The organism is Bradyrhizobium sp. USDA 4354 (assembly GCF_054060315.1).
Window position 1 is genome coordinate 7,902,409 of sequence record NZ_JBSSDC010000001.1, and the last position, 26,805, is coordinate 7,929,213.

Here is a 26,805-nt window from a genome sequence, read left to right on the forward strand (position 1 = left end):
GAAACCGGGGGCAATCATTCGAAAACCGGTGTCAAAACAATGAATTACATAGCAGAACGGGCGCAGCTGCGCCAGTCGCAACTGGCAGACCTCATCGAGGAGGCTTGCCAGCATCTCGAGCCGTCGTCCCATCAGCGCGAGGTCGCGCAGCAGCGCTATGAAGGCGTCGGCGACTGGCTGTCGCGGTCCGATGACCCTCTGCTGCTCGAAATCGCCATCCGGCTCCAGGGCTCGGTGGCGATCGGTACGACCGTCAAGCCGATCGGTATCGCCGAGTACGACGTCGATCTCGTGGCGCATGTGCCGGATATCGACATTGCCATCTCGCCCGCGATGCTTAAGGGCCGCATCGGGGACCATCTCCGCGCGAACGGCCACTACGCCCCCCTGCTGGAGGAAATGCCCCGCTGCTGGCGGCTCAACTACGCCAACGAATTCCACCTGGACATCACCCCCAGCATCCCCAACCCCGGCTGTCCGCTCGGCGGCGAACTCGTTCCCGACAAGACGTTGAAGTCCTGGAAGGCGTCGAACCCCATGGGGTACCGCGCGAAGTTCGAGCGCCGCGCCAAGCTGCGGGCGCGCATCCGCTCCGCCTTCGGGCGGACCCTGGGCGGCACCCTCGCGAAGGACTCTGTGGAGCCCTATCCCGAGCCAATGAAGCTGAAGGGCCTCCTGCGCCGGACCGTGCAGATTGCGAAGCGTCACCGCGATCTCGAATTCATTGATGACACCGACGGCCTGGCACCTCTGTCGATCATCATCACGACGCTGGCGTCGCGGGTGTACGAGTTCTGCGTAGGCAACCTGGTGTATGACCACGAACTCGACCTGATCGTCGACCTGCTGCGCCGCATGCCGGACCTGATCGAGACCCGCGTCACTGACGCCGGCGTACAATGGTATCTCTGGAACCAGACCACGGTCGGCGAGAACTTCTGCGAGAAATGGAACAAGCACCCGGAGCGCGCGGCCGCGTTCTTCCAGTGGCACAGCAAGTTGATCGCCGACGTCGAGCGCCTTGCCGCGGCGGAGGGGCTCGACGACGTTCGCCGCCTGCTGGGCGACATCGTCGGACGCTCGCCGGCGAATGCTGCGATGGATGCGCTCACCGCTCGCGTCAGCACCGCCCGATCCGGCAGTAACCTCTCGGTGGCGAAGCCGGCGGGCTTAATTTTGGGGACGGCAGTCGGTGCAACACCCGTCCGGGGCAACACCTTCTTCGGCGACGCGCGGTGACGGAATGCGATTGGGACGCCGGAAGCCGCTGACAGCAGCACAGCAGTACGTGAACCTGAGAGCCAATCCGTTGAGCTCCGGCGACGGCGTGCTGCGGGCCGGCGCTTTCGTCTGGAGGTTCGACACTTCTCCCTCGCCTCTGAGCAGGGTCTACCGCGTCAGCATCGAAATGGCGCAAGACCAATCGCCGCGCATCTTCGTCGAGACGCCGGATCTCGCAATGCTCTCCGGCGGACGCGACCTACCCCACGTCTATCGCAATCCGACGCGCTTGTGTCTCTACTTGCCCGGAACTTCGGAGTGGCAACCCTGGATGCGGATTGATCGGACGATCGTGCCGTGGAGCGTGCTTTGGCTTTGGTATTTCGAAGACTGGCTGGCGTGCGGCGAATGGAAGGGCGGAGGCGCTCATCCTTCTGGACCCGATCAAGAGCTCGGCCGTCGGCCGAGGCCGCGTTTTAGAGATAGAATTGGAGGGATTACATGAGCCACGACGACATGCCGACCGCCTACCGAATCCTGTCCATCGACGGCGGGGGTATCCGCGGTGTCTTCCCGGCTGCCTTCTTAGCCAAGCTTGAGGATCATCTCGACGCGCCGATCGCGTCTTATTTTGACCTGATCGCAGGAACCTCCACCGGCGGCATCATTGCCATCGGGCTCGGGCTCGGCTTGTCAGCGAAGGACATCCTCAAACTCTACGAAGAACAGGGTCCCGCCATCTTTGGGCAGGAGCACGGCGCCATTGTGAACTTCGCATTGCAGCGGTGGCGAGGGGCGCGTCACTTGTTCGCCTCGAAATATTCCTCCAAGCCGCTGCACGACGCGCTCGTAGGTGTGCTCGGCGATCGGAGAGTTGGCGAAAGCCGGATCCGCTTGGTAGTGCCGGCATGGCATCCGATGCTCGAACGCGTCTACATCTACAAGACCGCCCACCATCCGCGCCTCGAAACCGACTACAAGGTTTCAGCGGTCGACGCCGCGATGGCAACTGCCGCAGCCCCGACCTTCCTGAACCCACACACGACCGAGGATTCCATCGATCTCGTTGACGGCGGTGTTTGGGCGAACAATCCGATCGGCGTCGCCTCGATCGAAGCCATCGGGATGCTCGGCTGGCCGGCGGATCGGCTGAAGATCCTCAGCATAGGAACGATCAATGACGTAAAGGCGCCGCCGCGGTGGAAGGGTAAGCTACCCATGGCGACGTCGATGGTGCGCCTGTTCATGGCTGGTCAGTCCCACAGCGCGATGGGCACCGCAAAGATCATCACCGGCGATGTCCACCATCGACGTGCGATCTGGCGGATCGATCAAACTGCTCCGTTGGGACGGTATACCCTGGATAATGCCGAACGCATCGCCGAGATGAAGAATCGCGGCTTCACCGAGGCTCGCGAGCAGATTCCGATCCTGCGGCCGCACTTCTTTGCCGAGCAGGCGGAGGAGTTTGTCCCCTGTCACTCGCTGAACAGTGCGAAGACCGACCTCAAGCGCAACAAGTCCGCGCTCTATCCAGCGGCCTGATGACCGTCGTGGACGCACTCAAACGACGCAGTTACCGCTGGAGTTACAACGATGCAGGCCGAGGTCATGGTATATCGACGTCGAGGAGAGCAAGCTGGAATGAAATCGCATTCCTCAAAAGCGAGATCTATCTCCGTAACGTTGATTCTGGTTTGCAAACTCAATGCGTCGCCGATGACATAGAGCAGAAGCGGGAAAATGCCGGCTATCTCGGACGGCTCTGACCCGGATATGAAATTGAGGAACTAGTTCTGTCGGGCGACATTCGAGTCGCCTTGGCTCGGCCGAGACGAGTAGCGCAGATCACAATGCCGAGAGTGGACTCGCCGACCGACCGCCAAAAACACCGTTTGAAAAACCGTTTTAGTTCGGTCTTCTCAAACGGTTTCTCTCGCTAAGGTCTTGATTTATATGGTGGGCGCACCAGGGCTCGAACCTGGGACCCGCTGATTAAGAGTCAGCTGCTCTACCAACTGAGCTATGCGCCCGAAAGGCGGTCAATGCCTTGCGAGGCCGGTCGTTTAGCAAAGCGATCCGGGTCTGGCAAGCGATCGGACGCAAGTTTTCCAAGGCTTCGTCCACGGGACCGGAAATGCGAAAAGCCGCTGGATTCCAGCGGCTTCGCCAGGGCTAATGGCTCAAAAAACCGGCCCGTTCAGAGCCGGCCCTCGCGGTCCCGGCCCTCGCCGCCGTCACGGTCGAGGCGGTCATGGTGGAAGTGGTCCATGCCCCGTTCCATCATGCGGTCCATGCGCTCCCTGAAGTGGTGGTGGCGCGGGCCGTCCTCGCCGCCGCCGAACGGGCCGCGGTGCCGGGTCAGCACGGCGAGGCGCCGTTTCTGGCCCTCGTCCAGGGTCTTGTAGAGCGGATCGGCGGCATCGGCGATCTTCTTCAGGGCCGCGGAAGTCGCACCCATGTCCTCTGCGCGCTGGCGCAGGCGGGCGACCGGATCCTCCGGCTTGTCGGCATCCCTCGACGTGTCACCTGGGCCGGCATTCATCCGCGCATTGGCACGGTCGATGCGCAGCTTGGCGAACTCCCGCACGGCAGCCTCGACCGGCGGCCACAGCTTCTCCTGATCGGCGTTGAGCCTCAAGCCGGCATGGACGGCGGCAATCCGCGCGTCGACGAAGGCGGCGCGGTCCTCGGGGTTCATGCGCATGTGGCGGACGTGCTCCATCCACGGGCGATGATATTGGGCATAGACCGCGCCCGAGCCGGCGATGCTGAGCACGGCGATGGCGGCGATGGTGAACTTTTTCATCCGGACCTCCTCTGGAAGGATGCCCGTGAGGATGAGCGCGAGGAGGCTGACGCGCAACTTACAACTTGGACAGGGAGCACGTTGTTACGGAGATGTAACTGCCGTGAATGTCCGTTCAGATGCAAACTGAAATGATTTGCAACAAGAAGGGCTTCCGTGCGGTGCGCGGATGCCCTTCGTTGATCGCCCGTTGAGGTCAGTTCGTGGTGCTCTTGGCTTCCTTCAGGAACTCGTCGATCAGCGCTTGGCCGACGCGGCCTGCGGCATCCTTGTAGACTGGCTCCATCGCCTTGCGCATCGCCTCGTCCTGCTCGGCCGTGAGCTTGATGACCTCGCTCTTGCCGCTCTTCTTGATCTCGGCCAGCGCGTCGTCGTTTTCCTTTTGCGACTGCGCGTTGCTGAAGTCGGTCGCTTCCTTCATCGCCTTGGTGAGCTGGTCGCGGATGTCGGCCGGCAGATCGTCCCAAAACTTCTTGTTCACGATCACGACGTAGCCGATGTAACCGTGATTGGTCTCGGTGATGTACTTCTGCACCTCGTGCATCTTCTGGGTATAGATGTTCGACCAGGTGTTCTCCTGGCCGTCGACCACGCCGGTCTGCAGTGCCTGGTAGACCTCGCCGAAAGCCATCACCTGCGGCAGCGAGCCGAGCGTCTTGAACTGGGCCTGCAGCACGCGCGAGGACTGGATGCGGAACTTGACGCCCTGGTAGTCGGCGGGCGTGATCAGCTTCTTGTTCGCGCTCATCTGCTTGAAGCCGTTGTCCCAATAGGCAAGGCCGGTGATGCCCTTGGCATCCAGCAGCTTGAGCAGCTTCGTGCCGAGCGGCCCTTCCGTCACCTTCCGCAGCGTCTTCAGGTCGGGCAGGATATAGGGCAGATCGAACACCTCGAACTCGCGGATGCCGAGCGGCCCGAACTTGGAGTTGGACGGTGCCAGCATCTGCACGCTGCCGAGCTGGAGCGCCTCGAGCTCTTCCTTGTCCTTGTAGAGCGTCGAGTTCGGGTAGACCTCGACCTTGACCTTGCCGCCGGTGTATTTCTCGGCGAGCTCCTTGAATTTCTCCGCCCCCTTGCCCTTCGGCGTGTCGGTGGCGACGACATGGCTGAATTTGATGATGATCGGTGATTGGGCCGACGCCGGCCCGGCAAGCCCGAGTGCCAGAACCGCGATGGACGCGGCGATCGCGAAGGTGCGCATAATCTCTCCCTGATGTTATTTGGGCCGCCCGGCGCGCGGGTGGCTTATGCCGATGGCATCAATAGCGGCTGGGAGGCGGACCCGCTATTGGCCCTTAGCAGGGCAGCTATTCATGGTGAACGCCGTCATTCCGGGGCGATGCGGAGCATCGAACTCGGAATCTCGAGATTCCGGGTTCGGCTCTTCGAGCCGCCCCGGAATGACAAGCTTCGCTTGTCAGCTCGCCGCCGCCGTCGTCACCGTGTCGCGCTGGCGCTTCATGACGATCTTGTTGAGCGCGCCGAGATAGGCCTTGGCCGAGGCGACCAGCGTATCCGGATCCGCCGCACGGGCGGTCATCGAACGGCCGTCCTGCGACAGCCGCACCGAGACTTCCGCCTGTGCGTCGGTGCCTTCGGTGACGGCGTGGACCTGGTACAGCTCCAGCTTGGCCTCGTGCGGCACCAGGCGCTTGATGCAGTTGAAGACCGCGTCCACCGGACCGTTGCCCTCGGCCTCCTCGATCTTGATCTGGCCGTCGACGTCGAGCTTCATGGTCGCGCGCTGCGGGCCGTGGGTGCCGGCGATCACGGTCAGCGAGGTCAGCTTGATGCGGTCGTGCGAGGCCGCCATCTCCTCATCGACCAGCGCCTCGATGTCCTCGTCGTAGATGTCCTTCTTGCGGTCGGCCAGCGCCTTCATCCGCGTGAACGCATCTTCCAGCTGGTTCGGGCCGAGCTTGTAGCCCATCTCCTCCAGCTTGTGCACGAAGGCGTGGCGGCCGGAGTGCTTGCCGAGCACCAGCGAGGACTGCTTCAGGCCGACCATCTCGGGGCGCATGATCTCGTAGGTCGAGGCGTCCTTCAGCACGCCGTCCTGGTGGATGCCGCTCTCATGCGCGAACGCGTTCCGCCCGACGATGGCCTTGTTGTACTGCACCGGAAACGAGGTCGCCGCCGACACCAGCTTCGAGGCGCGGGTCAGCTGCGTGGTGTCGATCTTGTTCCAGTAGGGGAATTTGTCGTTGCGCACGTTGATCGCCATCACGATCTCTTCGAGCGCGGCGTTGCCGGCGCGCTCGCCGATGCCGTTGATGGTGCACTCGACCTGACGCGCGCCGCCGACGATGCCGGCCAGCGAGTTCGCTACGGCCATGCCGAGGTCGTTATGGCAATGCACCGAGAACACGGCCTTGTCGGAATTCGGCACGCGCTCGATCAGCGTCTTCATGAAATGGGTGTATTCCTCCGGCACCGTGTAGCCGACGGTGTCGGGGATGTTCACCGTGGTGGCGCCGGCCTTGATCACAGCCTCGACGATGCGGCACAGAAAGTCCATCTCGCTGCGGGTGCCGTCTTCCGCCGACCATTCGACGTCGTCGATCTGGTTGCGGGCGCGCGCGACCATGGCGACCGATGTCTCGATCACCTGCTCCGGGGTCTTGTTCAGCTTCACCCGCATATGCAACGGCGAGGTCGCGATCACGGTGTGGACGCGGCCGCGTTTTGCAAACTTCACCGCCTCGGCGCAGCGGTCGATGTCGGCGGGATGCGCGCGCGACAGGCCGGCGATCACCGAATTCTTGGAGCGGCGCGCGATCTCGCTGACCGCCTGGAAGTCGCCTTCGGAGGTGATCGGAAATCCCGCCTCGATGACGTCGACACCCATGTCGTCCAGCAGCTCGGCGACCTCGAGCTTTTCCTCGAAGGTCATGGTGGCGCCGGGGCACTGCTCGCCGTCGCGCAGCGTGGTGTCGAAAATGATGACGCGGTCCTTCTCGGACTTGTTCTGGGTGGCCATTCCTAAATTTCCTTTTGAGCGTTTGCGCCGTTCAGAGCGTTTCAGTCCCTTGGCGCTTGAGGTGTCCGGTGATCTCGACCAGCCCCTGAGCGCCCAGGCGCATGGCGCCCAGCCGGCCCTCAGGGGCAAGTAAGAAGAAGGCCGCCAATAAGGAGGGTGGGCAGCGAGGCGGCCGGGATCGTGGTGGCGGCCAGAGCCACCTCCCTCGAAATCCCCTCGATTTGGCCGCGAATCAGCATTGCCGGACCCTTTTGAGCCACAAATCCTCGGCCAAAACCGTTGACGGTTGGTTGCCAGGGGCTCAGTGCGTTCCGTTTCTAGACGAGAAGCGACCGCAACTGCAACGCCAAAAGATGGTCAATATACGTGACCTAATAGATCGATGGTAAGCCGCACGGAGGGCGTAGCCCGCACGGAGCGAAGCGCAATGCGGGAACACTGTCCTGGATTTTCGCTTCCGCTCCATCCAGGCTGCCAGATTTGCGAGGACCCGCCTATCCCGTGCCGGTGCGGCGGGCGCGCGCCCTGTTCTCCCACCGGTTCAGCATCTGGCCGAGCTCGCCGGTGACCGCGGGTGCAGCCGTGCCGGCGTTCGTGATCTCGTTGGTGTTGGCGGGCGCGTTGGCTGAGAGCCAATCCGGCTGGGTGTACTCACGCCAGCGGCGTGCCTCCGCCCGCCTTTTCCGGGAGACGTGGTCCCGCGTGAAATAGCCCGCCGCAAATGCGATCGCGAGCAGGATGACCAGGACGACAACTTGCACAATGAGCTCCGGCTTTATCCCCGTTCAGCGCCCTGCAATCCAAACGCATTCGAAGGTGACGAAATTGCGACCCACGATCGCGCAGCGGTTTCGATTCCGCCCCTCGCAACCGACACCGGACCGGACTAACCTTCCGCTGCGGCGCCGGGCCTGCGCGGGTGACCTGGAAAGGTCCTCTGCTCGGAACGAGTACCGTAAGGCTGGGATGCATGGGCAACATCTTTATCAGTCACTCGAGCAGCGATGTTGACCGGGCCAGGGAGGTTTTGGACTGGCTGACGGCGAATGGCTGGGACGATGTCTTTCTCGATCTTGACCCAGAACGTGGCATCGGGGCTGGCCAGCGTTGGAAAGATGCGCTTCAAAAGGCTGCGCAGAGATGCGAGGTGGTGCTTGCGCTTATCTCCAACGAATGGCTTGCCTCACGTTGGTGCCGGGCGGAGATCGACACCGCCCGCCTGATGGGCAAGAAGATCATCATTGCTCTGATCGGGGCCGACAAGTCCGACGTGCCGCTCGACCTGACCGACGAGCAATGGGTCGATCTTAATGCTGGTGCTCATGAATATAAGCGCCTGGCGTTAGGGCTAAGGCTCGCCGGGCTCGATCCATCGACTTTCGAACTTCAGCCTGGACGCCCCCCTTATCCCGGGTTTGCGTATTTCGATGAGCAGGATGCAGCGATCTTCTTCGGGCGAGACGGGCAGATCGTGCGCGCGCTCGACAGAATCCGCGTCATCGCGCGGGTCGGTGTCGATCGCATGCTCGTCATTCTCGGAGCATCGGGATCGGGAAAGTCCTCGTTTCTGCGTGCTGGACTTCTGCCGCGCCTCAATCGAGACGACCGGACCTGGTTGCCGCTTCCTGCGATCCGGCCGGAACGCGCCGCTATTTCGGGCGACTTCGGGCTGGCACAGGCCCTCCTGAGCAAGATCAGCGAGGAACGATTTGCCGGAGAATTCCGCAAGCGTGGCCTGCCGCGCAGCCGCGCCGCTATTCAGGAATTCATCGAGTCGGACGAAGCCGGTCTTCTCAAGCTTTTTGACGCGCTGCGGGACATCGCGCACCAAACTGATTTGCATGGCGCGAACGCGTTGCCACCGACCATCATTCTCGCCATTGACCAAGGTGAGGAGCTGTTCGGGGAGGATGGCCGCGCGGAAGCCAAGCACTTCATCGATATCCTGACCCGGACGCTGAAGGCTGATTCCGCAAATGCGTTGACGCTGGTCGCCATGCGTTCGGACGCGCTCCCCCGCCTGCAGGCAGAGGCGAAGTTCGCCGAGTTTCCGAAGGACACTTTTCCTCTGGAAGCCATGTTGGAGAGCTCATACCGCGCGGTGATTGAAGGGCCAGCACGGCTGCTCAAGCCCAAGCCCCTCAAGCTAGATCCGAGGCTGACCGATGAATTGCTGAGGGACGTCTCCGGCCAGGATGCGCTGCCGCTTCTCGCCTTCACGCTTGCGCACCTTTACGAGAATTACAGCGCCGACAACGAACTCAATCTTGCCGATTACGAAAGGCTCGGCCACCTCAAGGGCGTCATAGAAACAGTCGTGAAGGGAGCCTTCGCCGACGGCGTCGCAAGGGGTGAACTACCGAAGGACGAGAACGATCAATTGGTACTGTGGCGGGAGGCCTTCATACCTCATCTGGTGCAGGTCAACGACGCGGGGCAGTTCATCCGGCGCGTGGCCAAACGTGACGATCTTCCGCCCAGGACGTTGCCGCTCATCGATCGGTTTGCAGAACGCCGCTTGTTGATCAGGGATCGACGGACTGATGCGGGAGCCGAGGTCGAAGTGATCGAGGTCGCACATGAAGCGCTCCTGCGACAGCCGCCGCTCAGTAAATTGCTGGCAGAAGACCGAGAGTTCATGATCTGGCGGCAGCGGCTAGGTCGGATGTTCGAACTATTCACAGCCAATGAGAGGGGCCTGTTGGTCGGCCGTGAACTTCAGCGAGCCCGGGAATGGCTGCAAGCGCGTCCAGACGCCAATTTGCCGGCACCGGAGCGAGCATTCATTGCCGACAGTATCGCCGAGTCCGAAAGACAATTGGCTGCGCAGGCCGAGCGAGAACGTAAAGATCAGGAAGACCAGCTCGAGAAGGCGCAGGCGCGCACACGACTGCGCCGGCAGGGAATTGCTTTGGCGGTCGCAGCGCTTCTTGTGCTCGTCGTCGGCGGAGGCTGGATGTATGCCTATGTCCAGCAACGCGAAGCCAATGCACAGCGGACCCTCGCGGAAAATGCCAGGGCTGACGCGGAGAAGCAAAAGGCACTCGCGGACCAGCAAAGGATCATCGCGGAGCGGCTCGCCGCACAAAATGCCGTGCTGCTCGAAATGCTTCAGCTCTTCGTGACCAGCTCAATTCCGCCGAATATGGAGGCTCAGGTCGAAAGCGTAACTCAAAAGCTATTGGCTGGGCGCAAGCGATATGAAGATCTTAGCAACAAGACGAACGTACCGTGGTATTTCATCGGAATTCTACATGGTGTTGAGACCGACTTCGATTTCACAAGACATCTGCACAATGGCGATCCATTGACTGCGAGAACGGTACATGTTCCCGCAGGCCGCCCGCGCAGCGGCAATCCGCCTTTTTCCTGGGAAGAAAGTGCTGCCGACTCTCTTGAGCTCTACGGATTCACGAAGTCGTCGAACTGGGGGTTAGGCGAAATGCTGTATCAGTTGGAAAAAAGCAACGGTCTCGGCTACCGCAAACGTAAAATCAATTCACCATTTCTCTGGGCATGTACGAATCACTACACCAAAGGAAAGTTCGTGGGTGACCACGTTTTCGCTCCTGACGCGATTGCAAGATCCTGCGGTGCCGCCCCTATTCTCAAGAAATTGGTGGAACAGGGGTTGGTGAAGTTGAACTGATCTGTCCGTGATCGAAGCAAGGGCAGAATGGGCCTGCGCTCACACCTCCAGGATGGTGGACCACGCGTCCGGCGGCAATTGTATCAAAAGTGTGGCACTGCGGCACGCCTTGTGCCGCGCGAAGAATTCGCCCGCCCCCTCGCAACTCGCCGCGGACCGGAATAGCCTTAAGGTTGCCGAGCTGGGATCAACCGGCCGGCAGCACATTGGGAGGCTACGACGATGAGCGAGGAACATCGCGACTCTGACGCGACACTCTCACGACGAACACTGGTCAAGGGCCTGGCCGCAGCCGCCGGCGCCACCATAGCGGGAGCCGGCTCCGCGCTGGCCCAGACCGGACCCGCCGCACCGCCGACGACGATCACCACCCCACCGCGCGATTTCGGTCCCCATGGTGCGCCGACCACCTACTTCTGGGACCCCGACATCATTGCGGTCGATCCATCCTTCAACGATCTCGCGCAGCCCAACACCGCGATCAAGCGGCTATACACCGGACTGCTATGGGCGGAAGGTCCGGCGTGGAGCGCGCAAGGCCGCTATCTGCTCTGGAGCGACATTCCCAACAACCGGCAGATGCGCTGGACCGAGGACGACGGCCGCGTCAGCGTGTTCCGCACGCCGTCCAACAATTCCAACGGCAACTCGTTCGACTTCCAGGGCCGCCAGCTCTCCTGCGAACATTTGACGCGGCGGGTGACGCGCTACGAGCATGACGGCACCGCCACCGTGCTGGCGGACTCCTATCAGGGCAAGCGGCTGAACTCACCGAACGACATCGCCGCGCATCCCGACGGCAGCTACTGGTTCACCGATCCGCCCTATGGCGGCCAGCTCTACGAGGGCGAGCCCGACGGCTCGGGCGGTCCGAGCAATGCGGGCGGGAAGCTCAATCCGCGGATCGGACAGCCGGCCGGCTTCGTGCCGGGCAAGCGCGAGCTGCCGACCAACTGCTATCGCATCGATCCCTCGGGCCGCCTCGACCTTGTCGTCACCGAGGATCAGGTGCCCGACCCGAACGGGCTATGCTTCTCGCCGGACTACAAGAAGCTCTACATCGCCTCCACCGGCAAAGGGCCGGGCGATACCGGTCCCGGCGGCAAGGGCGAGATCTTCGTGTTCGACGTCGGCAGCGACAACAAGCTCTCGAACCTCAAGAAGTTCAGCGATTGCGTGATCGACGGCGTGAAGTGCGGACCGGATGGACTGCGCTGCGACGTCAACGGCAATCTCTGGGCCTCCAGCAATGCCGGCCGCGCGGTCGGCTACAGCGGCGTGACGGTGTGGTCGCCGGAGGGCAAGCTGCTCGGCCGCATCCGCCTGCCGGAAGTGTGCGGCAACGTCTGCTTCGGCGGCCCCAAGCGCAACCGCCTGTTCATGGCGGCGAGCCAGTCGCTCTACGCGGTGTACACGGCAACGCAAGGCGCAGGGCCCGGCTGAGCCGGCGCAACGCGTCCATGCCCATCGCTCCCGTGCGGAGTGATGGGCATAGGCTGTCTTTCGCGGGATTCGTTCTGGGCCGGCGCACCTCGTAGACCTTGGCGATGTTGACTTTCCACTTGCCGCTCCCAATACTTCCCGAAAAAGCACAACAGCAACCAATCATAAGACGGTTTTGAGGGAGGATAGGATGCCGACTTCACGCAGGCAGCTGCTGAAGACATCGGCGGCTGCCGCCGCCGCACTCAGTCTCGATTGGACACGGGCCCAGGCGCAAGCCGAGACATTGCGCATCGGCCTGATCTACGACCTCACCGGCCCCTTCGCCGCTGGCGGCTCGGTCGCCTCGTCAATCGGCGCGCAGATCGCGATCGATCTCGTCAACGAGAAAGGCGGCATCGGCGGCAAGACCAAGGTTGCTCCAGTCGCCGCGGATTCCCAGAGCAAGCCCGACGTTGCGATCAACGAGGCCGAACGCCTGATCAGCCAGGAGAAGATCGACATCCTCAACGGCGTCTATGCGAGCTCGCATGCGGTTCCGCTCGCGGCCAAGGTCGAGCAGCAGAAGAAGATCCTCTGGATCACGACCGCGGTCTCGACCGCGGTGTTCAAGGACAAGAACCTGCAATACGTGTTTCGCGCGCAGATCCATTCGGATCAATACGGGCAGGCCTTTGCGAGCTTCATCACCGAGCATGCGAAAGCCAAGCTCGGCATGGACCCGAAGGAGGTCAAGGTCGCGTTGATCCACGAGGACGGCCCCTATGGCGTCGGCGTTGCCGCTGCCGACGAGGCCTATGCCAAGCAGGCCGGCATCCAGGTCGTGCTGCGCGAGGGCTATTCGGCCTCGGCGCCGGACCTGTCGGTGCTCGTGACCAAGATCAAGCGCGCCAAGGCCGACGTGATCTCGCATGCCGGTTACAACCCTGATATCACCTTGTTCCTGCGCCAGGCGCGCGAGAGCGGCCTGCGCTTCAAGATGCTGTTCGGGGCCGGCGCCGGCTACAGTCAGCTCGACAAGCTGCGTGCGACTTTCGGTGCCGATATCGACAATTTCTGCAACATCGACCCGGTGCCGGCGCAGTTGCTCGATCCCGCCAAGCTCGCGCCCGGCATGGGCGAGCTGATCAAGACCATGGTCGCGCGTTACCAGGCCAAGACCGGCGCCACCGACGTGCCGCCGCACTGCTCGATGGGCTTCAACCAGACCTGGGTGCTGCTCAACAACGTGCTGCCGGTCGCCAAGGAGAAGTACGGCAGCTTCGAGCCCGAAGCCATTCGCAAGGCGGCGCTCGACGTCGACATCCCCGCCGGCGGCACCATCCAGGGCTATGGCGTGAAATTCTTCCCGCCGGGCACCCCGCTCTCCGGCCAGAACGAACGCTCGACGCCGGTGGTGATGCAGAACGCCGGCGAGCACATCTCGGTGGTGTGGCCGACCAACATCCGCACGCAGGACCCGGTGTTCCCGCTGCCGAAGGGCTCGACCTACGGGGCGTGAGGGGCAAGTCATGCTACACGAGCGGTGCACCCTCTCCCCTTGTGGGAGAGGGTGGCTCGCCGCGTAGCGGCGAGACGGGTGAGGGGTTTCTCTCGGCGAGCGTTCTCTCACATTTGAACCCGCGGAGAGAAACCCCTCATCCGGCGCCATAGCCGAAGCTACGCTTCGGCGTACTTAGGAACGGCGACCGAAGGCCGCCTATGCCACCTTCTCCCACAAGGGGAGAAGGGTTCGCAGCGTGCAAGCGGTGATATTACAACACCACCCTTCGTCCCTCCTCCGCCGCCCAGTACCCCGCGTAGTTCACCTTGATCGTCTCATAGGCCAGCGAGAGGTCCGACAGCGGCTGGCGCCCGGTTGCGACGCATTCCATGAAGTCCTGGATCTCCTGCAAGTAGCCGCGCGTCCATTCCTCCTCGAGGCAGACATATTGCCAGCCGGTCTTGCGGTCGACTTTCTCCGTGATGTAGACGCTCGCGAGCTTCTCCTCGCTGGTCTGATAGCTCGTCAGATGCGTGTTCGGCGTGATGTTGGCGAGCAGCGAGCCGCCGCTCGTATAGGTCTCGATCGAATTGCGCACGCCGCCCATGATCATGTCGCCGGAGAACACGGTGGCCTTGGTGCCGTCCGAGAACGTCGCCGTCAGCGTGCCCCAGTCCTCGACGTCGACGGGGTTGGCCTTGATGTAGGCGCGCTCTTCAGGCTTCAGTCCAGCGGTAACATTGCCGACGTCACAAGTGACGCTGGCGACGCGGATGGTCTCGCCGCGCGCCTTGGCTTCGACCTGCTTCAGATACAGCACGGCCGAAAGCGGATGGCATCCCATCCTGATCAGCGAGCCGCCGCCGGTCATCGCCCATTGCGCGGCATGCGCGGCGTGCGAGCCGGAATGGCTCTCCTCACCCTTCATGAACAGGATCTTGTCTTTCGTCGCCCTGATGATCTCCTCGGTCTTGGTCACCGCCGGCGCGTAGATCCAGTCCTCGGCGTACATGAAGAGTTTTCCGGTGCGCTCGATCGCGGCGCGCGTCGCGTCCATCTCTTCGATCACGCGCTCATACATCAGCGCCTTCGGCACGTGCTTGCCGATCGGCTGGGTGTCACCTTCCCGGCCGAAATAGCCGGCGAACGGCTTTTCGCAGATGACGTGCTTGCCGGCCTGCATCGCGCCGACGATCATTCCGGCATGAAGATTGGGCGGGGTGCAGATGTCGATGACGTCGAGATCGGCGTCCGCGATCAGATCGGCGAAGCCGCGATAGACGCGCGGGATGCTATGTCGATCAGCGAATTCAACGACGTGGTCGCCGCGCGCGGCGACCGCCGCGACCTCGACGTCCACCCCATAGACGCGCCGGAACGCATACATGTGCAGCTCCGACACGAAGCCGCAGCCGACGAGTCCAACCCTGATCCCAGCCATAGCGCCCCCTTGCTTTGGACGGCACTATAGCGCGCTCAGAGGCCTAATCCACCGAGACCCGCACCACGTCTGCGCTCATCATGCCAGGCGCGCGGGCGGCGGGCACCGAGAGATCGACGATGCGGCCGCGGATGAAAGGACCGCGATCATTGACGCGGCAGTGCCCGGCAGGGTCATCACACTTTGTTACTGTCTGTGGAACACCAGCGTGCGAACCTCGATGCTTTCGCGGGGCGCCGCGTCGGCCGGCGTGGTCGGATCGACGAACGCGGTATGCGGCCCGAAGCGGGTGCGGCCGTCGGTTGCGGAATCGTAGCACTTCAGCAGCAGCGCCTCGTCCGGCGTCATCTCGGGGAAATAGAACCAGCGGTGGTTCGGATTGTATTTCACCGAATAGGTCTCGCCGCGGCGGTTGGGATAGATCAGGTCGGAGGCGACGAGATCATCGGGCGCCACCGTCGTGCCGTCCGCCATTGCGAGCGGTGAATCGCGCAACGGCCCGCGGATCGGCCGCCACAGATTGATCACCTGCACACGGCCCTTCAGCAGCTCCTCGGCCTGGTCAGGCAGATGCTCACGCACGCGGTTGGCGCCGGAGACCGCGGTCTGATCGACATGAACGCGCGTCGCCGGCTGACGCGGGCCGCCGTCGCGGATATCAGGCGCACCCTCGACACGCTTGCGCACGGTGTGGTCGAAGATGAAGACCCGGTCGGCCTTCAGCGTCGCGCGCAGGAAAGCCTCCACGGCGGGATAGTAGACCGTCCTCACCTCCTCGTCATTGTAGAAGTCCTTCACCTGGGTCGGATGACGCACCAGCGCAAAGCCCTCGCGATCGAGCGAGAAATTCTGCGCGATCAGCCGCGCATCGAAGATCGGGACCTGATGCGGCTCGGGCAGCGACGTGCTTTTCGGCTCGCCCGGCGGCGGATCGAAGGCGTAGGTGCGCGGCTTGCCTGATGTCGGTGCGAGATAGTTGAGTTCAGCGGTGACGAAGGGAAGCGATTCGATTTTTGTTTCTTGCAGGCCCATGGCCGGTCTCCCGATGTGGTCGTCGGATTGATTTTTGACGGCAGGTGTGCGGCCGCAAGGGAGGGGATGCAAATAGCAATGAAGGTGTTGTCGAGCGCAGAAAATGCAGAAGGAATGTTTGCAAAAGGCGATTGGGCTGAAAGCGCTCTTCCTGAATCACGGATGCTTGAAGATTTCGCGAAATCTCGTGCCCCGGACGCAGCGCAGCGCTTCTTCAGCGGTGCGCTGCGTCCGGGGCCCATGTATCCGAAGGTGCAGTTCGTGCGGCGTGGGTCCCGGCTCTGCGCAGCAACGCAAACGCGTTGCAGCGCGTCCGGGACACGGGAGTATAGCTTGCTACAGCAGCGCGCCGGCCAGCATGAGGCGGATCATTCCGCGGCCTCGCCGCGAACGGCCTGGCGCTTGGCAACCAGCTCGCGCGTCAGCGGGATCAGCTCGCGACCGTATTCGATCGCGTCGATCAGCGGATCGAAGCCGCGGATGAGGAAATGGCTGATGCCGAGGTCGTAATAATCGCCGAAGACCTCCGCCACCTGCTCGGGCGTTCCGACCAGCGCCGTGGTGTTGCTGTTGGCGCCGGTGAGTTTTGCGATCTCGGTCCAGAGCCGCTTGTCGATGCGGCTGCCCTGGTCGGCGAGCGCGAGCAGGCGCCGCGCGCCGGCCGTGGCATGGCCGTCGGCCGGCTTGCGATACCCCGTCTTGTCCTGCAGCGCAGTGGCACGCGCAAGGATCTCCTCTGCTTTCTCCCAGGCCTGCTTCTCTGTGGCCGCAATGATCGGCCGCACCGAGAGACTGAAGCGCGGCGTCGGCCGCCCCTGCCTTACCGCAGCGTTATGGACGCGCGAGGTGACATCGCGCACCTGCGCATAGGATTCGCCCCACAGCGCAAAGGTGTCGGCGTGCTTGCCGGCGACGTCGATCGCCGCGTCCGAGGCGCCGCCGAAATAGATCCGGATGCCTTCGGGACGATACGGCTTCACCTGCGAGAAGGCGTTCTCGACCTGGTAGTACCTGCCCTTGTAGCTAAACGGCTTGTCGCTGGTCCATTCCAGCTTGAGCACATCGAGGAACTCGGAGGTGCGGGCATAGCGCTCGTCCTTGTCGTCGAGCGTGTTGCCGTCCTGCCGGAGCTCGGTGGCGTTGCCGCCGGTGATGACATGGAGCGCGACGCGGCCGCCGGACAACTGGTCGAGCACGGCGAACTGCCGCGCCAGCAGCGTCGGCGCGGTGAAGCCGGGCCGCTGCGCAATCAGCACGTTGAGGCGCTCAGTATGGTTGAGCACGTGCTGGGCGACCTGGAGCGCATCCGGCGACGTCGAATGGAACGCCAGCAGCGCCCGATCGAAGCCGGCATTCTCATGCGCCTTCGCCACCGTCTCGATGTGGGTGGGATTGAGGACCGGCCCCTCGCGGACGATGGCCTCGGACGAATTGTTGTTGCTGATGAAGCCGATGAACTCGATCGACATGATCGTCTCCCTGTTGATCTCTAGAGGCCGAGCGCGGCGCGGCCGAGGCCGATGCGGGTGGAATCGTCCTGCGGCGTGTGCACGCGGCCGCACAGCACGTCGCGATAATGCCGCTCCAGCGGATTGGTGCGGCTGAGCCCGTGGTTGCCCGTCAGCGACAGCGCATCCTCAACGATGGCGACGGCGTTGTTGGTGACCGTCAGCTTGATGACGTTGGACTCACCGGCGGAGAGATCGACGCCATCGTCGAAGTCGCGGGCGAACGCGTCGATCAGCCGCGCATTGACCGCAAGCCGCGCCTCGATGGCGCCGAGGATCTCCTGCGCACGGGCCAAGGTCGCGAGCGGCGCACCGAGGCTGGCGGGCACGCGCTGCTTCAGGAACGCGATCAGCCAGTCGCGCGCCGCGCGGGCAACGCCGTCATAGATCGCGGCGACGAAAACGGTGTGGACGGTCGCCTGCGTGACGTCGAGCGTGCGCCAGTCCGCCGGCTTGCGCACATCGACCTCCGCATCCAGCGGGATCACGACATCGTCGAAGATGACGTCATGGCTGCCGCTGGCGCGCAGGCCATGATGATCCCAGGTCTCGACGATGCGGGTGCCCGGCAGACCTGCCGGCACCAGGAACTGGCCGACGCGCGGCTCGGATTCGTCGGTGCGCGCCCAGACCAGGTACCATTTCAGGATCGGCGAGCCCGTCGAATAGATCTTGTGGCCGGAGAGGCGCCAGCCGGTCTCGGTACGCCGCGCGATCGTCGCCGGCAGGCCGCCGCGCGCCGGCGAGCCGAGCTCGGGTTCAACGCGCAGCGCGTTGATGAGCGCAAGGCCTTCGACGCTCTCGCGCGCGAGCTTGCGCGACAGCCGCGCCGGCCAGGTCGGGCTGCGCGCCATGACGAGATGATTGATGTAATGCATCGACAGCACCAGCGCGGTCGACGGATCGGCCTTGCCGATGATGCCAACGACGCGCGCTGCGTATCGCGCGCCCGCTCCGCCACCGCCATGAGCCGCCGGCACCGTCAGCGATAGCAGGCCCGCCTCGGACAGCTCACGAAAATTCTCGAAAGGAAAGCTGCCGGCGCGGTCGTGCTCGGCCGCACGCGTGGCAAAGCTTGTCGCAAGCGTCTCGGCGCGGGCGATGTAGTCCGGCTCGCTGCGAGCTGTGCGGCCCTGGGCTACGGAAGTCACCATGTCGCATCCAACCCCAACAGGCCAAGGATCTGGCGGCGCAGGTCGGCCAGATACGGATCGCCGCGATGGCGCGGATACGGACGGTCGACGCGAATGTCGGCCTTCACGCGCGCAGGACGATCGCTGAAGACGATGACGCGGTTGGCGAGCACCAGCGCCTCCTCGGCATCATGCGTCACCAGCAGCGTGGTAAAGCCCTTGCGCTGCCAGAGTGAGACGAGCTCGGCCTGCATGGTGATGCGGGTCAGCGAGTCCAGCTTCCCCAGGGGCTCGTCGAGGATCAGGATCTTGGGATCGTTGACCAGCGCGCGGGCGAGTGCGACGCGCTGCGCCATGCCGCCGGAAAGCTGATGCGGATAGGCATTGCGGAAGGACGACAGCCCGACGAGATCGAGCGCGGCATCGACGCGATGACGCTGGCTCTTGAGGATGCCCTGGGCCTCGAGGCCCAGGGCGACGTTGTCCCAGACCGACCGCCAGGGAAACAGGGTCGGATCCTGGAACACGACAACGCGCGAGGGATGCGGGCTCCTGATGCGCTCTTCGTCCTCCCGCAGCCTCCCCGCCTTCGGCTTGTCGAGGCCGGCAACGAGCCGCAGCAGGGTCGACTTGCCGCAGCCGGACGGACCGAGCAGCGCGACGAACTCGCCGGGCTCGACCGAAATGCTGACGTCGCTCAGCACCGGCAGCTCAGTGCCGTCGATGTCGAAGGCGTGGCTGACCTGCTCGATATCGAGCGCGGCGCCCGCGGCCGGATACGTGACCGCATCGGCAAGAGCTGCGGCTACCATTTGACGGTCCCCTTCTGCCAGACCAGCAGGCGGTCGCGGATCGCAAACAGCAGCGTGATCGCGCCGGAGCAGAGCAGCGACATCACGATCAGCGCCGCGTACATGTTGGCGTAGGCGGCCCAGCTCTGCGCCCATTGCAGGTACCAGCCGAGTCCCGCCTTGACACCGATCATCTCGGCGACGACGAGCACGGCGAAGGACGAGCCGAGCCCCATGAACAGGCCGACGAAGACGTGCGGCAATGCGGCGGGGATCGCGACCTTCAGCACCAAGAACGAAGGCTTGGCACCGAGCGTGCGCGCAACGTCGTAATAGGCGTTGCTGACGCTCGCGACGCCCGACCAGGTCAGCACGGTGACTGGGAAGCCGGTCGCCAGCGCGATCAGGAAGGTCGAGGCGCTCCAGCTCGACGGGAAGGTGAAGAAGGCGATCGGCAGCCAGGCGGTCGCCGGCAGCGGACCGATGAAGCGCAGCACCGGATGCACCCAATAGCCGACCGCGCGCGACCAGCCGATCGAGACGCCGGTCAGGAAGCCGATCGTGGCGCCGATCAGATAGCCGCCAAGTTGCAGCTTGACCGAGGCGAAGACGCTGTCGAGCAGCTTCGGCAGATCGTCGGTATAGACCTCGATGATCGCCTGCGGCGGTGGAAAGAACGGCAGCGGCAGCCAGGCGAATTTTGCGGTCGCGACCTCCCATACGGTCAGGAAGGCGCCGAGCGCGACCAGCCAGGGCGCACGCTTGTGCAACGCCTTCCCCGCCGAGCCGAGATAGTCGACCCCGACGGTCCCGAACAGCGCCACGGCCGCGATGACGAAAGCAGCAATGCCGAGCGAATGCGTGCGCGACCAGTCGCCGACGTCCGCCCACCACAGGCAGGACAGGCCGAAGGCGATCCAGGCGACGCTCGCGAGAACGCCGACGCCGGATTCCCGAATCCAGGTCGCGAGCAGCGGCGCGCGCGAGCTGCGCGGCGCGCCGGAGGCGAGGCCGTCAGACAGCGAATACGTCGACATAGATGCGCTCCGCGAACTTGGCGGTGTCGGTGCTCTGCTTGAACACCTGCACGCTCTTCAGATCGTCGGCATAGGCCTTGAGCTCGCGCTTGAGCACATCGCCGACGGGATGATGGTGGTGGGTGTGGTAGCGCACCATGCCCTCGATATCGGCGAGCGTCGCCGCCTTCGGCGCGTAAGGCTGGAACGATTTTGCCGCGACCGTAGAGTTCTGCGAGGTGAACATCGCTGCATCGAGCAGCGCTTGGGTGATGGCGCGCGCGACCTGCGGCTCTTCGCGCACCAGGCTGCCGCGCAGACCCAGGATGCAGCAGCTCTTCTCGCGGTATTCGCCGTCGAGATTGGAGGCGACCTCCTTGTATTGCGTGTCCTTCAGCCAGAGATAAGCGAGCGGGTCTGACGAGAGGAACGCCTGCACCTCGCCCTTCTCGACGGCGACGTTGAGCAGATTGCCGGGATAGGCGCGCCAGTCGACGTCCTTGACCGGATCGATGCCGAGCTTGGCGAGCTGGATCGAGAAGAAGTTCTTGTCGGGACCGGCGAGATCGCCGACCGCGACGATCTTGCCCTTGAGATCGGCGAGCTTGGCAACGCCGGAATCGGTGCGCGACAGCACGCGCATGCAGCCGCCATGGGTGCCGGCGGCGATCTTGACGTCAAAGCCTTGCTCCAGCGGCTTCAGCCAGCGCAGCGCCATGCCGAGACCGGCATCGCTCTTGCCCGTCGCGATCGCCTCGAGCAGTTGGTCGGTCGAGCCGGAATAGTTGACGAGCTCGACGTCGAGATTGTGCTTCTGGAAGAAACCGTGCTCGATCGCGACCGGCACCGGCGCGAGACAGACGGCGCCGGCGTTCCACGAGAGCTTCAGCTTGCGCGGCGCGCCGGTGAGCGCAGGTGCATCCGAGGCCGTGCGGCACAGCGGAAACTCGGAGAAATCGATCCCGGGCGCGATCCCGCGCGGCGCAAAGGCCTGCGCACCCAGCGCGCCGAGCGGCGCCGCGAAGGCCGCAGCCAATCCCGCCTGGAGCAGATGGCGCCGGTCGAGCCTCGATCCGCCATGCTTGTCGTCGTTGTTCATCCGTCCCCACTCCTGCGCTGGCACGGCTCCGCCATGTGCGCAACGGTTCGCGTTGCGCAAGTTCCGTGCGGAGCTGCGTTGAGAGAAATCCTTCCGGCGGCGCCCGGTGCGCCGCGCTGATGCGATGGGCGAATGATGCGGCTCACTCGCCGCATCGTCAATGAAATGGAATTTCGAATGTTGCGCGCAGAGAAGTCATTCTCTCCATCGCCGCGCGCAGCGACGATGAAAGGATTTTCGGCGATGCATCGGTGGCGGAGGCCAATGCGACTCTGCTCTCCTGCTCCATTTTTGCGCATCTTCGGCTGTACACGCCGCACGTTCTCGAAAGCGGCGGTTCGCTGAAACGTCATTGCCTGACGCATCTGCAATACGAATGGCCATTTCATTGACTGCGTGTTGCACGGTCATAGACTTCATCGTCTCGACGCATCGCTCACCCGCGCGTCGTGAGCAAAGCAACAAGACAGAAGCAAGACAAATCATATGAACATCAACTCCCCCGATCATTCCATCACACGCCGGCTCGCATTGTCGCTGTTCGCCGCCGCCGTCACCTTGTCGACGACGGCCGCAGCGTTTGCCGCGGATACGGTCGTGCTGCGCGTCGGCGACCAGAAGGGCGGCAACCGATCGCTGCTCGAGATCTCCGGCTATGCGAAGGACCTGCCCTACAAGATCGAATGGTCGGAATTCCCTGCGGCCGCACCGATCCTGGAGGCACTCAACGCCGGCGCGCTCGACGTCGGCTACACCGGCGATCTCTCGTTCCTCTCGGTCTATGCAGCGGGCGCGCCGATCAAGGCGATCGGCGGCACGAGGTCGGACGCGAAGACGCAGGCCATCCTGGTGCGCCAGGATTCGCCGATCAAATCGGCTGCAGACCTCAAGGGCAAACGGCTTGCCGGCACGCGCGGCGGCTGGGGCCAATTCCTGATCGACGCCACGCTGGAGAAGGCGCAGATCAAGCTGGAGGATGCGACCTTCGCGCCGCTCGGCCCGGTCGATGCCAAGATCGCCCTGCTCGCCGGCTCGATCGACGCCTGGGCGGTGTGGGAGCCCTATGTCTCGTTCGCGACGTTGAAGGACAAGGCCCGTGTAATCGCCGACGGCGAAGGGCTGACGCCGACCATCACCTTCATCGTCGCCTCCGACAACGCCATCGCCACCAAACGCGCGGCGGTGCAGGATCTGGTGCAGCGGCTGAACAAGGCGCGGCTGTGGTCGCTGGATCACCTTCCCGAATATGCCAAGAACACGGCGGAGCTGACGAAGCTGCCCGAAGACGTGCTGCTGTCAGCCTACGCCGCGCAGCGCACCAGCCCGATCGTGATCGACGAGACCGTGATCAAGGAGGTGCAGCAAGCCTCCAACCGCTCGACGCGTTACGGCATCCTGCCGAAGAAGCTCGACGTCAGCAAAGCCGTCGACCGCAGCTTCACGGCTGCAGCCGCGGGATCGAACTAGGCGACGACAGCGGGATGCGCAGGCTTCGCCTCAACCCCGGCCCACTGCATCTCGCCGCGATCGTGCTCATGCATTTGGCATGCATGAGCCTGATCGTGTGGCTCTCGTTCTAGCCGCGCGGCCTCACCAATATCTGCGGTAATAGTGACGGTGATAGACGCGATACGGCCGGTAGTAGCCATAGCTGTAGTACGGACGATAGGGTCGATAATATCGCGGATAGGCCGGTGCGTAGCCGTAGCCGCCGTAATAGGCGGGGGCATAACCATAGCCGTAGCCCGGATATCCGTAGCCGTAGCCGCCGTAATACGGTCCGCCATAATAGCCGTAAGGGGCGCCGGCCGCGAGGGCGCCGCCGATGATCGCGCCGGCCGCGAGACCGCCAAGACCCCAACCCCATCCGCCGCCGCGCCAATGCACCTGCGCGACGTTGTCGCCGGCCGCAGCCTTCATCGTCGCGACGTTGGTCGGCAGCGGGGCTGCCGCCGCCTGCTCGATGTGGCCGGCGATCACCACGCCGGCCAGCGAACAGGCAATTGCCGTTTTCCAGATCCTCATCGTCTTACTCCCTGTCTGACCTTTCGCTTGGAAAAGGATCGCAGCGTCATGATCGTGCATCCTTGCGCCAAGTCAAAGCCTGGAATTTGCGTGCACCGCACAAGACGCATGCCTCCGATTGATCAACCGGTGCCCGGCGAGGGTTGACGACCTCGCCGCCTGTGACACCCTCACGACGGCGCCTGAGGCCCGATCACCCGGGCAAAGCATTAAGCTTCCCGTGCATTCGCAACCAACAACCACCTTCACGATTTACTATTCGTGCCATTAGTATCGGTTCCAATGTGCGCGGCCGGGAGGCTTCTCGCGAGCGCCGGAGTTGTGGGAGGATGACATGAGTGCCGCGAGACCCGAGCCGCTTGCCCGCCAAGCTCTGGCGTTCGTCCTGGCCGGAGGACGCGGCAGCCGGCTCCTGGAGCTGACCGACCGGCGCGCCAAGCCGGCAGTCTATTTCGGCGGCAAATCCCGGATCATCGATTTCGCGCTGTCGAATGCGGTGAACTCGGGTATCCGCCGTATCGCGGTCGCAACCCAGTACAAGGCGCACAGCCTGATCCGGCATCTCCAGATGGGGTGGAATTTCTTCCGCCCCGAACGCAACGAGAGTTTTGACATCCTCCCCGCCAGCCAGCGCGTGTCCGAGACCATGTGGTATGTCGGCACGGCGGACGCGGTGTACCAGAACATCGACATCATCGAGTCCCACGCCTGCCGCTTCATCGTGGTGCTGGCCGGCGACCACATCTATAAAATGGACTACGAGGTGATGCTGCGCCAGCACGTCGAGAGCGGCGCCGACGTTACCGTCGGCTGCCTCGAGATGCCGCGGGCGGAATCCTCGGGCTTCGGCATCATGCATATCGACGAGAACGGCTGGATCCAGTCGTTCCTGGAGAAGCCGAAAGATCCGCCGCCGATGCCCGGCAAGCCGGACGTCTCGCTCGCCAGCATGGGCATCTACGTGTTCGACGCGAAATTCCTGTTCGACCAGCTCAAGCGCGACGCCGAAGACCCGAACTCCAACCACGATTTCGGCAAGGACATCATCCCCTATATCGTCAAGAACGGCCGCGCGATGGCGCACCAGTACTCGACCTCCTGCGTCCGCTCCGGGAGCGATCCCCGCGCCTATTGGCGCGACGTCGGCACTGTCGACGCCTATTGGGCCGCCAATATCGACCTCACCGACGTCGTGCCCGAGCTCGACCTGTTCGATCGCGCCTGGCCGATCTGGTCCTACGCGGAGATCACGCCACCGGCGAAATTCGTCCACGACGAGGAGAGCCGGCGCGGTCAGGCGGTGAGCTCGCTGGTCTCCGGCGGCTGCATCATCTCAGGCGCCTCGCTGCGCCGCTCGTTGTTGTTCACGGGCGTGCGCATCAACTCCTACGCCAATGTCGAGAACGCCGTGATCATGCCCTATGTGAATGTCGGCCGCGGTGCTCGCTTGGCGAACGTCGTGATCGACCGCGGCGTCGAGATTCCGGAGGGGCTCGTCGTCGGCGAGGATCCCGAGTTCGACGGGAAGCGCTTCCGCACCACCGAGCAGGGCATCTCGCTGATCACCCAGCCGATGATCGACAGGCTCAATACATGACGCCTGTTCGCGTCCTTGCGGTCGCCTCTGAAGTCTATCCCCTCGTCAAGACCGGCGGCCTTGCGGATGTCGCCGGTGCGCTGCCGGCTGCGCTGAAGGCGCATGGCGTCGAGATGCGCACCTTGATGCCCGGCTATCCCGACGTGATGCGCCTTGTGTCAGACGCAGAGGAACTCCGGCGCTGGCCGGATTATTTCGGCGGCCCCGGGCGGCTGCTGGCGGGCTCGTATGACGGGCTCGATCTGTTCGTGCTGGACGTGCCGCATCTCTACGCGCGGCCGGGCAACCCCTATGTCACCGCCGAGGGCATCGACTGGCCGGACAACGGCGTGCGCTTCGCGGCGCTGTCGCGCGTGGCCGCGGATATCGGCCACGGCCTCGTGCCGGCCTTCGTGCCCGACATCGTGCACGCCCATGACTGGCAGGCGGGGCTCGCGCCGGCTTATCTGCACTACGACAACCGACCGCGGCCGGGCACCGTGATGACCATTCACAACATGGCCTATCAGGGCAAGTTCGCTTCCGAGTTGATCGGATCAATCGGCCTGCCCTGGGACTCGCTCAACGTTCAGGCGCTGGAATATTTCGGCGGCATCAGCTTCTTGAAGGCCGGCCTGCGCTTCGCCGATCGCATCACCACGGTATCGCCGACCTACGCGAAGGAAATCCAGAGCGACGAAGGCGGCATGGGGCTCGGCGGTCTGCTTCGTGAACGCTCGGGCGTGCTGAGCGGCATTCTCAATGGCATCGACATATCGGTGTGGAATCCGCAGGAGGATCCGCACATCGCCTACCGCTTCGGCGCCGAGGACCTGACGTTCCGCGCCGCGAACAAGGCGGTGCTGCAGCAGCAGTTCAACCTCGATTCCTTGGACGAAGCGCCGCTGCTCGGCGTCATCAGCCGGCTATCGTGGCAGAAGGGGCTCGATCTCCTGCTCGAGGCCATTCCGACCATCTTGCGCGAAGGCATGCAGCTCGCACTGCTCGGCAGCGGCGACCGCGATCTGCAGGATCGCTACCAGGCTGCGGCCCGCGCCAACCCCGGCCGGATCGGCGTCGTGGTCGGCTATGACGAGATTCTGGCGCATCTGATCCAGGCCGGTTCGGACGCGTTGATCGTGCCTTCGCGGTTCGAGCCGTGCGGCCTGACCCAGCTCTGCGCGCTGCGCTATGGCGCCGTGCCGATCGTCTCCCGCGTCGGCGGCCTCGAAGACACCATCGTCGATATCGGCGAGGCCGATCCGTCCGGCCACGATGCCACCGGATTCAAGTTCGGCCCCGTGACGGCCGATGCCCTCGCCGGCACGCTGCGCAAGGCCAACACCGTCTTCCACGACAAGCTGACCTGGCGCCGGCTGCAACGAAGCGGCCTTGCGACCGACGTCTCCTGGCGCAACCGCGCCGGCGACTATGCCGCGCTCTATCGCGGGCTGATGGCGGCCCGCGGGACGTAGCGTTTTCGAGCGAAGTGGGCACCGGTTCGCGTCAAGAAAACGCGTCAAAACAAGAATTGGAGCTTCGCTCCGATGAAATCGGAACGAAGCTCCAGGCATGGCCGAATCCATGTTATAGAACCGG

Annotated in this window: 20 protein-coding genes, 1 tRNA gene and 1 pseudogene; 8 read left to right on the plus strand and 14 right to left on the minus strand. The window is 63.7% G+C overall.

Translation table 11 applies throughout. From position 1 onward, the window contains the following. Positions 1-39 precede the first annotated feature (39 nt). Entirely contained in the window at positions 40-1,239 is a 1,200-nt protein-coding gene (locus tag ACVIIV_RS36690) for a nucleotidyltransferase domain-containing protein (protein WP_456748551.1), read from the plus strand. A 483-nt stretch (positions 1,240-1,722) separates the two neighbouring features. Then, positions 1,723-2,766: a CBASS cGAMP-activated phospholipase gene (locus ACVIIV_RS36695; RefSeq protein ID WP_456748552.1), complete on the plus strand. Its 1,044-nt coding sequence runs from the start codon at positions 1,723-1,725 to the stop codon at positions 2,764-2,766. A 412-nt stretch (positions 2,767-3,178) separates the two neighbouring features. Here the strand turns inward: ACVIIV_RS36695 and ACVIIV_RS36700 are convergent. From ACVIIV_RS36700 to ACVIIV_RS36720, 5 genes are all read right to left on the minus strand, one after another. After that, positions 3,179-3,254, minus strand: a tRNA-Lys gene (locus ACVIIV_RS36700). Between the two features lie 167 nt (positions 3,255-3,421). Continuing rightward, positions 3,422-4,030, minus strand: coding sequence for a Spy/CpxP family protein refolding chaperone (locus ACVIIV_RS36705; RefSeq protein ID WP_456748553.1), 609 nt, complete (start codon positions 4,028-4,030; stop codon positions 3,422-3,424). Positions 4,031-4,226: 196 nt separating this feature from the next. Next, complete coding sequence (locus ACVIIV_RS36710; protein WP_456748554.1) at positions 4,227-5,231, minus strand: TRAP transporter substrate-binding protein; 1,005 nt, start codon at positions 5,229-5,231, stop codon at positions 4,227-4,229. Between the two features lie 216 nt (positions 5,232-5,447). After that, positions 5,448-7,010: a 2-isopropylmalate synthase gene (locus tag ACVIIV_RS36715; RefSeq protein ID WP_456748555.1), complete on the minus strand. Its 1,563-nt coding sequence runs from the start codon at positions 7,008-7,010 to the stop codon at positions 5,448-5,450. A 494-nt stretch (positions 7,011-7,504) separates the two neighbouring features. Continuing rightward, positions 7,505-7,774: a hypothetical protein gene (locus ACVIIV_RS36720; protein WP_456748920.1), complete on the minus strand. Its 270-nt coding sequence runs from the start codon at positions 7,772-7,774 to the stop codon at positions 7,505-7,507. Between the two features lie 206 nt (positions 7,775-7,980). Here ACVIIV_RS36720 and ACVIIV_RS36725 point away from each other — a divergent pair, with 206 nt between their 5' ends. From ACVIIV_RS36725 to ACVIIV_RS36735, 3 genes are all read left to right on the plus strand, one after another. Beyond that, on the plus strand, positions 7,981-10,659 hold the full coding sequence (locus ACVIIV_RS36725; RefSeq protein WP_456748556.1) for an nSTAND1 domain-containing NTPase: 2,679 nt from the start codon (positions 7,981-7,983) through the stop codon (positions 10,657-10,659). 222 nt (positions 10,660-10,881) lie between these two features. Continuing rightward, entirely contained in the window at positions 10,882-12,102 is a 1,221-nt protein-coding gene (locus ACVIIV_RS36730; protein WP_456748557.1) for an SMP-30/gluconolactonase/LRE family protein, read from the plus strand. A 190-nt stretch (positions 12,103-12,292) separates the two neighbouring features. Then, positions 12,293-13,603 (plus strand): ABC transporter substrate-binding protein, encoded by a 1,311-nt coding sequence (locus ACVIIV_RS36735; protein ID WP_456748558.1) that lies wholly within the window; start codon positions 12,293-12,295, stop codon positions 13,601-13,603. Between the two features lie 253 nt (positions 13,604-13,856). Here the strand turns inward: ACVIIV_RS36735 and ACVIIV_RS36740 are convergent, their stop codons facing one another. The 8 genes and pseudogenes from ACVIIV_RS36740 to ACVIIV_RS36775 form a co-directional block, all read right to left on the minus strand. Then, positions 13,857-15,026: a Gfo/Idh/MocA family oxidoreductase gene (locus tag ACVIIV_RS36740; protein ID WP_456748559.1), complete on the minus strand. Its 1,170-nt coding sequence runs from the start codon at positions 15,024-15,026 to the stop codon at positions 13,857-13,859. Positions 15,027-15,069: 43 nt separating this feature from the next. Then, positions 15,070-15,186: pseudogene (locus ACVIIV_RS36745) on the minus strand (RlpA-like double-psi beta-barrel domain-containing protein); the annotation flags it as partial. A gap of 26 nt (positions 15,187-15,212) precedes the next feature. Then, entirely contained in the window at positions 15,213-16,058 is an 846-nt protein-coding gene (locus ACVIIV_RS36750; RefSeq protein ID WP_456748560.1) for a CmcJ/NvfI family oxidoreductase, read from the minus strand. A gap of 368 nt (positions 16,059-16,426) precedes the next feature. After that, positions 16,427-17,527: an LLM class flavin-dependent oxidoreductase gene (locus ACVIIV_RS36755; RefSeq protein WP_456748561.1), complete on the minus strand. Its 1,101-nt coding sequence runs from the start codon at positions 17,525-17,527 to the stop codon at positions 16,427-16,429. A gap of 20 nt (positions 17,528-17,547) precedes the next feature. Further along, the gene (locus ACVIIV_RS36760) at positions 17,548-18,720 is read right to left on the minus strand and encodes an acyl-CoA dehydrogenase family protein (RefSeq protein WP_456748562.1); all 1,173 of its coding nucleotides are present in this window, start codon (positions 18,718-18,720) and stop codon (positions 17,548-17,550) included. Continuing rightward, positions 18,714-19,511: an ABC transporter ATP-binding protein gene (locus ACVIIV_RS36765; RefSeq protein WP_456748563.1), complete on the minus strand. Its 798-nt coding sequence runs from the start codon at positions 19,509-19,511 to the stop codon at positions 18,714-18,716. The genes ACVIIV_RS36760 and ACVIIV_RS36765 overlap by 7 nt, the downstream gene beginning before the upstream one ends. Then, a complete protein-coding gene (locus ACVIIV_RS36770) occupies positions 19,505-20,527 on the minus strand; it encodes an ABC transporter permease (RefSeq protein WP_456748564.1) in 1,023 nt (340 codons plus the stop codon). The genes ACVIIV_RS36765 and ACVIIV_RS36770 overlap by 7 nt, the downstream gene beginning before the upstream one ends. Beyond that, positions 20,505-21,605: an ABC transporter substrate-binding protein gene (locus ACVIIV_RS36775; RefSeq protein WP_456748565.1), complete on the minus strand. Its 1,101-nt coding sequence runs from the start codon at positions 21,603-21,605 to the stop codon at positions 20,505-20,507. Before ACVIIV_RS36775 ends, ACVIIV_RS36770 begins: the two co-directional genes overlap by 23 nt. A gap of 486 nt (positions 21,606-22,091) precedes the next feature. Here ACVIIV_RS36775 and ACVIIV_RS36780 point away from each other — a divergent pair, with 486 nt between their 5' ends. Continuing rightward, positions 22,092-23,072 carry an ABC transporter substrate-binding protein gene (locus tag ACVIIV_RS36780; protein WP_456748566.1) on the plus strand — a complete coding sequence of 327 codons (981 nt, stop codon included), beginning with the start codon at positions 22,092-22,094 and terminating at the stop codon, positions 23,070-23,072. A gap of 123 nt (positions 23,073-23,195) precedes the next feature. On the opposite strand, the gene ACVIIV_RS36785 is transcribed toward ACVIIV_RS36780, so the two are convergent. Next, positions 23,196-23,630, minus strand: coding sequence for a hypothetical protein (locus ACVIIV_RS36785; RefSeq protein ID WP_456748567.1), 435 nt, complete (start codon positions 23,628-23,630; stop codon positions 23,196-23,198). A 334-nt stretch (positions 23,631-23,964) separates the two neighbouring features. Here ACVIIV_RS36785 and glgC point away from each other — a divergent pair, with 334 nt between their 5' ends. Further along, the gene (gene glgC / locus ACVIIV_RS36790; protein ID WP_456748568.1) at positions 23,965-25,227 is read left to right on the plus strand and encodes a glucose-1-phosphate adenylyltransferase; all 1,263 of its coding nucleotides are present in this window, start codon (positions 23,965-23,967) and stop codon (positions 25,225-25,227) included. Further along, positions 25,224-26,681, plus strand: a complete 1,458-nt coding sequence (gene glgA, locus ACVIIV_RS36795) for a glycogen synthase GlgA (RefSeq protein WP_456748569.1) — start codon at positions 25,224-25,226, stop codon at positions 26,679-26,681. The genes glgC and glgA overlap by 4 nt, the downstream gene beginning before the upstream one ends. The last annotated feature ends 124 nt before the right edge of the window (positions 26,682-26,805 follow it).